Source organism: Burkholderia sp. Ac-20353 (assembly GCF_017104785.1).
Classification (GTDB): domain Bacteria; phylum Pseudomonadota; class Gammaproteobacteria; order Burkholderiales; family Burkholderiaceae; genus Burkholderia.
Genome location: NZ_JAAGPL010000262.1, coordinates 1 through 10428, shown reverse-complemented (window position 1 = coordinate 10428; position 10428 = coordinate 1). Strand labels below are relative to the sequence as shown.

Below are 10428 nucleotides of genomic sequence, written 5' to 3'. Positions count from 1 at the left end.
GCCCGGACGACTGGCAGGTGCTCCAGCAGCTGAACGGCGTGCCGGCGCCGAAGCGCCTGCAGCCGGGCGTCGAGCTGAAGCTTCCGGTCGCGCGGCTGCGCAAGGAGCGGCTGACCGCGCGCGTGGTGGCCGTGCAGGGTCCGGCCGAGCGCGCGTCCGGTGCGGCCTACGTGCCGCTTGCGGCCGACGCGACGCTGGCCGAAGGCGACCGCGTGCGCACCGGCGCGAACGGCTTCGTCACGCTCGAGCTGGCCGACGGCACGCACATGAGCCTGCCGCCCGACAGCCAGCTCGACCTGAAGACACTGCGCCGCACCGTGCTGACCGGCACGCTCGACCGCGAGTTCGAGCTGACGCGCGGCTCGGTCGACAGCGAGGTCACCCATCTGAAGAAACGCGACGACCGGTTCCAGATCCGCTCGCCGTCGGTCGTGGCCGGCGTGCGCGGCACGCGCTTCCGCGTCAATTACGACGCCGCCGGCAATGCGACGACGCGCGTCGAAGTGCTCGACGGCGCAGTGGGCGTCGCGGGCAACCGTCGCCCGGCGGATACGACGCTCGTGCATGCGAACTATGGCAGCGTCGCGACGTCGTCCGGCACGGTGGGCGCGCCCGTCGAGCTGCTGCCGGCGCCCGCGCTCGAGCATCCCGCGAAGGTGCAGGACGAGCCGGACGTCGCGTTCGATCTCGCGCCGCTGCCGCGCACGCACGCGTACCGCGTGCAGCTCGCGCACGACGCCGGGCTGCTCGACCTGTTCAGCGAAACGCATACCGACACGCAGCGCGCGGTGTTCCACGGCGTGCCGAACGGGATGTACTTCGTGCGGATCGCCGCGATCGACGACAACGGCCTCGAGGGCATGCCGCGCACCTACGCGTTCGAACGGCGCCAGATGGGCCTGGACGCAACCGCCGGGCCCGGCGCGGGCGGCTATGTGTTCCGCTGGTCGCCGAACGGCGCGGGCACGAGCGCGCGCTACCGGTTCGTGCTGTCGAAGTCGAAGGACCTGAGCGCGCCGGTCGTCGACCAGGTCGGCCTGCAGGCGCGGACGATCACGGTCGCGAATCTGCCGCCCGGCGAGTATTTCTGGGCGGTGACCGTCGAGGAATTCGAAGGCGGCAAGTTCTACGAGAAGACGAGTCCGGTCAGCGCGTTCACGCTGTCGCGCTGACCCGCGGCGCATGAAACCCGAAACCGTGTCTCCGCGGCGGCGGCTCGGCCGCCGCTTCCTGTTCGAATGGATCGCGATCGGCTGCCTCGGGATCGCGGTGATCGTCGCGTGCGCGATCGGCCGCGCGTCGACGAGCGTCGACGGGCTGATCTACGACCGGCTGCTGATGCTGCGCAGCCTGCCGCTGTCGCCCGACATCGTCGTCGTCGACATCGACAACCCGAGCGTCCAGGCGCTCGGCCGCTGGCCGTGGCCGCGCAGCGTGCATGCGCGGCTGCTCGATACGCTTGCAAGCGCGCAGCCGGCGGCCGTGGTCTACGACGTGCTGTTCACGGAGCCGTCGCCGGACGATCGCACGTTCGCGGACGGGGTCGGCCGCGTGCCGACCTTCCTGCCGATCCTGCTGAGCCCCGAGCGCGCGGACGGCACGCGCTCCGTCGATCCGCCGGTGGCCGCGCTCGCGGCGCGCGCGGCGGGCCTCGGCCACATCAATCTCGAAGTCGATCCCGACGGCATCGTGCGCAGCGTCGCGCTGTTCGAAAGCGACGGCCGCGTGCGCTGGCCGCAGCTGATGGTGCCCGTGTTCGAGTCGATCGCGTCCGGCAAGCTGCATCCGGCAGGGGGGGCGCTCAATGCACCCAACGCGCGCAATGCGCACAATGCGCACGCGCACGCGCACGACCTCGCGCGCGACGCGAGCGGCGAGGGCCGCTACCTGATCCCGTTCAGCCGCAATACGCCCGCATATCCGACGCTGTCGTTCGACGACGTGCTCGAAGGCCGCGTGAAACCGGAAACGCTGCGCGGCAAGATCGTCGTGGTCGGCGTGACCGCGTCGGGGCTGTACGACCGGTTCGCGACGCCGGTGTCCGGCGACTTCGGCCCGCTCGCGGGGGTCTACATCCACGCCGGCGTGCTCGACATGCTGACGACGGGCCGCGCGATCTCGCCGGTGCGGCGCGCGGGGCTGTTTGCGGTGTCGCTGCTGCCGCTCGCGGTGCTGCTCGCGGGCTTCCTGATGCTGTCGCCGTGGCGCGCGCTGCTGCTGACGCTGAGTCTGGCCGTGCTGTCCGTCGTCGCGAGCGCGGCGCTGCTGTACGAAGCACGGCTGTGGCTGTCGCCCGCGCCCGCGATCTTCGGGCTGGTCGCCGTGTATCCGATCTGGAACTGGCGCCGGCTCGAGATGACGATGTCGTACCTGCGTCGCGAGCTGCAACGGCTCGCGGACGAGCCGCACCTGCTGCCGGAGGCGCCGCGCACGCGCAGCGTCGGCGGCGACGTGCTGGAACGGCAGATGGCGCTGATGGCGCAGGCCGCGCAGCGCGTGCAGGACATGAAGCGCTTCGTGTGGGACAGCCTCGACAGCATGCCCGAGCCGATTTTCGTCACCGACCTCGCCGGCACCGTGCTGATCGCAAACCACGCGGCGAAACGCTACGGGTCGCGGCTCGCGCTGCCGGAAGGGCGCCCGCTGCGCGCTGTGCTCGGCGAACTGACCTTCGTCAAGACCGTCGAAGGCAATCCCGAGCACGACGCGGAGATCCGCCAGCACTGGCCGGCCGCGCTCGACCCGACACTCGAGGCGGAAAGCGACGCGATGGCGCGCGGCATCGAAGTGCGCGATCGCGACGGCCGCGATCATCTGCTACGCTACGCGCCTTGCACGAACGCGCAGGGGCGGGTGACGGGCTGGATCGCCGGCCTCGTCGACGTGACCGAGCTGCATGCCGCCGAGCGCCAGCGCGAGGAGGCGCTGCACCTGCTGTCGCACGACATGCGTTCGCCGCAGTCGTCGATCCTCGCGCTCGTCGAGATCGAGCGGCAGCGCGTCGAGTCCGACGACGTGCGCGGGCTGCTCGCGCGCATCGAGCGCTATGCGCAACGCGCGCTGTCGCTCGCCGACGAGTTCGTGCAGCTCGCGCGGGCGGAATCGCAGGTGTACCAGCTCGAGGCGACGAGTTTCGTCGACGTGCTGATCGACGCGTGCGACGAGGTGTGGCCGCAGGCGCAGGCGAAGCGCATCCGCATCGATACCGACGTCGGCAACGAAATGGGCTGGGTACACGCGGACCGTTCGCTGATCACGCGCGCGTTCGTGAACCTGCTGAACAACGCGGTCAAGTACAGTCCGGCCGATACCGTCATCGCGTGTACGCTGACGGTCGACCACGCATCGAAGCGGATGTTCTGTACGATTCGCGATCAGGGGTACGGCATTGCGCCGGAAGATCAGCGGCATCTGTTCGAACGTTTCAAGCGGTTCCATGCCGGCGAACGGCCCGAGATTTCCGGATCGGGGCTCGGCATGGCATTCGTGAAGACGGTCGTCACGCGCCATGGCGGCAGCGTGTCGGTCGACAGCAAAGTGGGCGTTGGCACCGCGGTGACGGTGGCGCTGCCCGCGATCGACGAGCCGCCGGCCTGACAGGGCGGGCGCGGCGGCAAGCATTTGGGGAAAGTCATGAAAATCGAATGGACGGCGGCTGCGCTTGCGGCGGCGCTGTTGACGGGCTGCGCCGGCATGACGGCCGGCGTGACCGCGGTCGGCCAGCCGGACGTGTTCGCGTCGGGTGCGCACGGCTACGGGTTCGCGCGCACGGCCGCGCAGGCGGACGACGCGCAATACCGGCAGCTCGAGACGCTCGTGCACGACGAGCTCGCGCGCCGCGGTTTCGACGCGCAGCCGCTCAACGACGCGCGCTACCGGCTGTCGATCGCCTATGCGACACAACCTGCGGCAGTCGCGACGACGGCCGAGCAGTGCGGCGGCGCGAGCAGCGCGTGCGTCGCGACCGACGGGCCGGCACCGTTCGGGCTGCCGTTCGCGAGCAAGGTCTACCGCCACGTGCTGACGCTGCGTTTCGTCGATGCGAAGTCGGGCGCGGATGTGTACCGCGTGTCGGCGGCGCTGCGCGACCGTGAGCCGGGCGCGCAGCAGGCGGCGCCGGTGCTCGTGAAGAGCGCGCTCGCGAAGCTGCCGTACGACGCAGGCGGCGGCTGGCTCGTGAAGACGAAAAAAGACGACGCGGGCGGGATGCCGGGCGTCGTCTCGGTGAAACCGGCCGCCGCGCACTGAGCGCGGCGCCCGTTGCCGGAGCCCGCGGTGCCGCGGCCTCCGGTAGTACTTGGGCGATATTCAGCCGGTAATCAAGCCGCTACTCAGGCAGCGGGCTGATCGACGCCGCGCGAGCGCAGGTAGGCCTCGAAGTCCGTCGCGACTTCGGGGTGGCGCAGCGCGAATTCGACGGTCGCCTTCAGGTAGCCGAGCTTGCTGCCGCAGTCGTAGCGCGTGCCCTGGTACTTGTAGGCCAGCACCTGCTCGTCCGCGAGCAGCGCCTGGATCGCGTCCGTCAGCTGCAGCTCGCCGCCGGCGCCCGGCTTCAGCGCGCGCAGGTGATCGAAGATCCGCGGCTTCAGCACGTAGCGGCCGACCACGCCGAGGTTCGACGGCGCGACTTCGGGCGCCGGCTTCTCGACGATCGCCGACATCTTGATGATCGACTCTTCCCATTCCTTGCCGTCGACGATGCCATACGACTTCGTGTCCGACGGCGGGATCTCTTCGACGCCGATCACCGAGCTGTGATAGTGGTCGAACACGTCGACCATCTGCTTCATCACGGGCGGGTTGCCGTCGAGCAGGTCGTCGGCGAGGATCACCGCGAACGGGTTGTCCGCGACGAGCTTCTCCGCGCACAGCACCGCGTGGCCGAGGCCGAGCGCTTCCGGCTGGCGCACGTAGAAGCAGTCGACGTGGCTCGGCTTGATGCTGCGCACCAGCTCGAGCAGCTTGTCCTTGCCGCGTGCCTCGAGTTCAGCCTCGATCTCGTATGACTTGTCGAAATGGTCCTCGATCGCGCGCTTGCTGCGCCCGGTGACGAAGATCATCTCCGTGATGCCCGCCGCAATCGCTTCCTCGACCGCGTACTGGATCAGGGGTTTGTCGACGACGGGCAGCATTTCCTTCGGGCTGGCCTTCGTCGCGGGCAGGAAGCGCGTGCCCAGGCCGGCGACCGGGAAGACTGCCTTGGTGACTTTCAACATGATCGATCCTTTGTTCCTTTAATCGACTCTAGGGTCATTTGCGAATTATAGTGAACGCAAATGACCTTACTGTTTGTTACGCGGGCAGGCGTTCGAGCTGCGCGCTGAGTTTCGCGAGCGTGCTCTGGAACTCGGCAAGCCGTTTCTGCTCCTGCTCGACCACCGCCGGCGGCGCCTTCGCGACGAACGCGTCGTTGCCGAGCTTCGCGCTGCACTTGGCGATCTCGCCCGTCAGGCGCGCGACTTCCTTCGACAGCCGCTCGCGCTCGGCCGCGACGTCGATTTCCACCTTCAGCACCAGCTTGTTCTGACCGACGATCGCGATCGGCGCGCCGTGCGCTTCCTTGTCGAGTGTCGCTTCGTCCGCGAGGATCTGCACGTCGGACAGGCGAGCGAGGGCCTGGATGTACGGCGCGAACGAGCGCAGGCGCTCGGCGTCGCCGGCCGCGAGCAGCGGCACCTTGGTCGCCGGCGACAGGTTCATCTCGCCGCGCAGGTTGCGGCATGCGTCGATGATCGCCTTCAGGTCGGCCGTCCATTGTTCGGACGCCTCGTCGATTTTCTTGAGATCGGCGAGCGGGTACGCCTGCGTCATCAGCGATGCCTCACCGTCGGCCTTGCCCTGCGGATAGCGGCCCGCCAGCGGCGCGACCTTCTGCCAGAGTGCCTCGGTGATGAACGGGATGATCGGGTGCGCGAGGCGCAGCACCGTTTCCAGCACGCGCAGCAGCGTGCGGCGCGTCGCGCGCTGCTGCTCGGGCGTGCCGTTCTGGATCTGCACCTTCGCGAGTTCGAGATACCAGTCGCAGTATTCGTCCCACACGAACTTGTAGATGCTGGTCGCGATATTGTCGAAGCGGTAGTCGGCGAAGCCCTTCGCGATGTCGGCTTCGGTGCGCTGCAGCAGCGACACGATCCAGCGGTCGGCCGCCGAGAAGTCGAGGTAGCCGCCCGGGCCGCAGTCGCCCGCGCCGCACACTTCCGGCTTGTCGAGCCCGCAGTCGTGGCCTTCGCAGTTCATCAGCACGAAGCGCGTCGCGTTCCACAGCTTGTTGCAGAAGTTGCGGTAGCCTTCGCAGCGCGCGAGGTCGAAGTTCACGTTGCGGCCGAGCGTCGCCATCGACGCCATCGTGAAGCGCAGCGCGTCGGTGCCGAACGCGGCGATGCCGTCCGGGAATTCCTTGCGCGTCTTCTTCTCGATCGTCGCGGCCTGCTTCGGGTTCATCAGGCCCGTCGTGCGCTTCGCGACCAGCGTCTCGAGGTCGATGCCGTCGACGATGTCGATCGGGTCGAGCGTGTTGCCCTTGCTCTTCGACATCTTCTGGCCTTCCGCGTCGCGCACGAGGCCGTGCACGTAGACGGTGTGGAACGGCACCTTGCCCGTGAAGTGGGTCGTCATCATCACCATCCGGGCGACCCAGAAGAAGATGATGTCGAAGCCGGTGACGAGCACCGACGACGGCAGGAAGTGCGCGAGCTCCGGCGTTTCGTTCGGCCAGCCGAGCGACGAGAACGGCACGAGCGCCGACGAGAACCACGTGTCGAGCACGTCGTCGTCACGCTTCAGCGCGCCCGTGTAGCCCTTCGCGGCGGCCTGCGCGCGCGCGTCTTCCTCGTTGCGTGCGACGAATACCTCGCCGTTCTCGCCATACCACGCGGGGATCTGGTGGCCCCACCACAGCTGGCGCGAGATGCACCAGTCCTGGATGTTCTCGAGCCACTGGTAGTAGGTGGTCGTCCAGTTTTCCGGCACGAACTTGATCTGGCCGTTGCGCACGACGTCGAGCGACACGTCGGTGATCGACTTGCCAGGGTTGAACGTGCCTTCCGGCGCCGGCTTCGTCATCGCGACGAACCACTGGTCGGTCAGCATCGGCTCGATCACGACGCCCGTGCGGTCGCCACGCGGCACCATCAGCTTGTGCGGCTTCACGGATTCGAGGAAGCCCTGCGCGTCGAGATCGGCGACGATCGCCTTGCGCGCGTCGAAGCGGTCGAGGCCGCGGTATTGCTCGGGGCCGTTGTCGTTGATCTTCGCGTCGAGCGTCAGGATCTCGATCGGCGCGAAATTGTGGCGCAGGCCGACCTGGTAGTCGTTGAAATCGTGCGCGGGCGTGACCTTCACGACGCCGGTGCCGAATTCGAGGTCGACGTAGTCGTCGGCGATCACCGGGATCTCGCGGTCGGTCAGCGGCAGCTTCACGAACTGGCCGATCAGGTGCTTGTAGCGCTCGTCTTCCGGGTGGACCATCACCGCGACGTCGCCGAGCATCGTCTCGGGGCGGGTGGTCGCAACCGTCAGCGTGCCCGAGCCGTCGACGAGCGGATAGCGGATGTGCCACAGGTGGCCGTTTTCCTCTTCGCTCGCGACCTCGAGGTCGGACACCGCGGTCAGCAGTACCGGATCCCAGTTGACGAGGCGCTTGCCGCGGTAGATCAGGCCCTGTTCATAGAGCGTGACGAACACGTCGCGCACGGCGGCCGACATCTTGTCGTCCATCGTGAAGTATTCGCGCGACCAGTCCGGCGATGCGCCGAGGCGGCGCACCTGGCCCGTGATCGTCGAGCCGGATTGCTCCTTCCATTCCCACACGCGCTCGACGAATTTCTCGCGGCCGAGGTCATGGCGCGACACGCCCTGCGCATCGAGCTGGCGCTCGACGACGATCTGGGTCGCGATCCCCGCGTGGTCGGTGCCCGGCACCCACAGCGTGTTCTCGCCGAGCATCCGGTGGTAGCGCGTGAGGCCGTCCATGATCGTCTGGTTGAACGCGTGCCCCATGTGCAGCGTGCCCGTGACGTTCGGCGGCGGCAGCTGGATCGCGAAATCAGGCTTGGCCGGATCGAACGCCGGGGCGGCATAGCCGCGTTTTTCCCACTCCGGCCCCCATTGGGACTCGATGGTGTGGGGCTCGAAACTCTTCGCAAGCGTGCTGTCGCTCATGGTCGGAAATCTGCTGAAAATGGCGTGAATTGGATGCTGAATCCGACGATTATAAATGGATGCACATCGACCAGCCATCGCCCGGCCCGCGCGGGCGCGTCGAGCGCCCGTCGCGGCGCGGCATCGCGTGGATCGGCAGGGGGATTGCACGCGACAGTCCGAGCATCGCGCGCGGCGGACTTATAATGGCGGGTCCGCTTTCCTTACGCACGTCCGCTGCCGCTCCATGCCCGATCTGCTCGCCAACCTGAACCCTGAACAATACGCCGCCGTCACGTTGCCGAACGAACCGGCGCTGATCCTCGCGGGGGCGGGCAGCGGCAAGACCCGCGTGCTGATCACGCGGATCGCGTGGCTGATCCAGCACGGCTACGCGTCGCCATCGACGGTGCTCGCCGTCACCTTCACGAACAAGGCCGCGCGCGAGATGATGGCGCGCCTGTCGGCGATGATGCCGATCGATACGCGCGGGATGTGGATCGGCACGTTCCACGGGCTGTGCAACCGGATGCTGCGCGCGCACTACCGCGACGCGGGCCTGCCGCAGACGTTCCAGATCCTCGACACGGCCGACCAGCTGTCCGCGATCAAGCGGCTGATGAAGGCCGCGAATGTCGACGACGAGAAGTATCCGCCGAAGAACGTCCAGTATTTCATCAACAACGCGAAGGAGCAGGGGCTGCGCCCGGACAAGGTCGACGCGACCGACAGCTTCAACCGCAAGTTCGTCGAGCTCTACCAGGCGTACGACCAGCAGTGCCAGCGCGAAGGCGTCGTCGACTTCCCCGAGCTGCTGCTGCGCTGCTACGAGCTGCTCGCGCACAACCCGCCGCTGCGTGCGCATTACCAGGCGCGCTTCAGGCACATCCTCGTCGACGAGTTCCAGGATACGAACAAGCTGCAGTACGCGTGGCTCAAGCTGCTCGCGGGCGGCCAGAACGCGATCTTCGCGGTCGGCGACGACGACCAGTCGATCTACGCGTTCCGCGGCGCAAACGTTGGCAACATGCGTGACTTCGAGGACGAGTTCCGCGTGCGCAACCTGATCAAGCTCGAGCAGAACTACCGGTCGCACGGCAACATCCTCGACGCGGCGAACCAGCTGATCTCGAACAACGCGCACCGGCTCGGCAAGAACCTGCGCACCGACGCCGGCCACGGCGAGCCCGTGCGCGTGTACGAGGCGTCCACCGACTCGCAGGAGGCCGGCTGGATCGTCGAGGAGATCCGCTCGCTGATCAACACCGGCATGGCGCGCAGCGAAGCCGCGGTCCTGTACCGCAGCAACGCGCAGTCGCGGGCGATCGAGCACACGCTGATGACGGCCGGCATCCCGTACCGCGTGTACGGCGGGCTGCGCTTCTTCGAGCGGCAGGAAATCAAGCACGCGCTCGCGTACCTGCGCCTGATCGACAACCCGAACGACGACACCGCGTTCGCGCGCGTCGTGAACTTCCCGGCGCGCGGCATCGGCGCGCGCTCGATCGAGCAGCTCGCGGATGCCGCGCGGCTCTACAACTGCGCGATGGCCGCCGCGATCCCGTACGTGACGGGCAAGGCCGGCACGAGCCTTGGCGCGTTCGCGAACCTGGTCGCGAAGATGCGTGCCGACACGCAGCAGATGAGCCTGCCCGAGACGGTCGAGTACGTCGTGCGCGCGAGCGGTCTCGCCGATTTCTACCAGGGCGAGCGCGAAGGCCAGGACCGGCTCGAGAACCTGCAGGAACTCGTCAACGCGGCGACCGCGTTCGTCAGCGAGGAGGGCTACGGTCTCGACACGCCGGCCCGCTCGATCCCGCTGCGCGCGGGCGCGATCGCCGCGCCGGAAATCGCCGCGGCGCCGGACGGCGCGGCAACCGACGTGCTGGACCCGGCCGCGCTCGGCGACCCCGCGCAGAACCCTGATACGATGACGCCGCTCGCGGGCTTCCTGTCGCACGCGTCGCTCGAGGCCGGCGACAACCAGGCGCAGGCCGGGCAGGACGCGGTGCAGCTGATGACCGTGCACGCGGCGAAGGGGCTCGAGTTCGCGGCGGTGTTCATCACCGGTCTCGAGGAGGGGCTGTTCCCGCACGAGAACAGCGCGATGGAAGCCGCCGGACGCGAGGAAGAGCGGCGCCTGATGTACGTCGCGATCACGCGCGCGAAGGAGCGGCTCTACCTGTCGTTCGCGCAGAGCCGGATGCTGCACGGGCAAACGCGTTACAACGTGCGCTCGCGGTTCTTCGACGAACTGCCGCAGCACGTGCTGAAGTGGCTGACGCCGAA

General features: G+C 68.1%; 6 protein-coding genes. 4 read left to right on the top strand and 2 right to left on the bottom strand.

The annotated features are described in order from the left end of the window. The 3 genes from G3N94_RS37045 to G3N94_RS37035 form a co-directional block, all read left to right on the top strand. The coding region (locus G3N94_RS37045; protein ID WP_241022287.1) for a FecR domain-containing protein at nt 1-1172 on the top strand (1172 nt) is incomplete at its 5' end. 10 nt (nt 1173-1182) lie between these two features. Then, entirely contained in the window at nt 1183-3597 is a 2415-nt protein-coding gene (locus G3N94_RS37040; protein WP_205799191.1) for a CHASE2 domain-containing protein, read from the top strand. Between the two features lie 36 nt (nt 3598-3633). Further along, on the top strand, nt 3634-4248 hold the full coding sequence (locus G3N94_RS37035; protein ID WP_205799190.1) for a DUF4136 domain-containing protein: 615 nt from the start codon (nt 3634-3636) through the stop codon (nt 4246-4248). A gap of 83 nt (nt 4249-4331) precedes the next feature. On the opposite strand, the gene galU is transcribed toward G3N94_RS37035, so the two are convergent. After that, on the bottom strand, nt 4332-5216 hold the full coding sequence (gene galU, locus G3N94_RS37030) for a UTP--glucose-1-phosphate uridylyltransferase GalU (protein WP_205799189.1): 885 nt from the start codon (nt 5214-5216) through the stop codon (nt 4332-4334). 76 nt (nt 5217-5292) lie between these two features. Beyond that, nucleotides 5293-8160, bottom strand: coding sequence for a valine--tRNA ligase (locus tag G3N94_RS37025; protein WP_205799188.1), 2868 nt, complete (start codon nt 8158-8160; stop codon nt 5293-5295). A 226-nt stretch (nt 8161-8386) separates the two neighbouring features. On the opposite strand from G3N94_RS37025, the gene G3N94_RS37020 reads away from it, so the two are divergent. Further along, the coding region (locus G3N94_RS37020; protein ID WP_205799187.1) for a UvrD-helicase domain-containing protein at nt 8387-10428 on the top strand (2042 nt) is incomplete at its 3' end.

Coding starts and splice junctions, on each gene's coding strand:
- G3N94_RS37035 (WP_205799190.1), top strand. CDS start 3,634: ATGAAAATCGAATGGACGGCGGCTGCGCTTGCGGCGGCGCTGTTGACG.
- G3N94_RS37025 (WP_205799188.1), bottom strand. CDS start 8,160: ATGAGCGACAGCACGCTTGCGAAGAGTTTCGAGCCCCACACCATCGAG.
- galU (WP_205799189.1), bottom strand. CDS start 5,216: ATGTTGAAAGTCACCAAGGCAGTCTTCCCGGTCGCCGGCCTGGGCACG.
- G3N94_RS37040 (WP_205799191.1), top strand. CDS start 1,183: ATGAAACCCGAAACCGTGTCTCCGCGGCGGCGGCTCGGCCGCCGCTTC.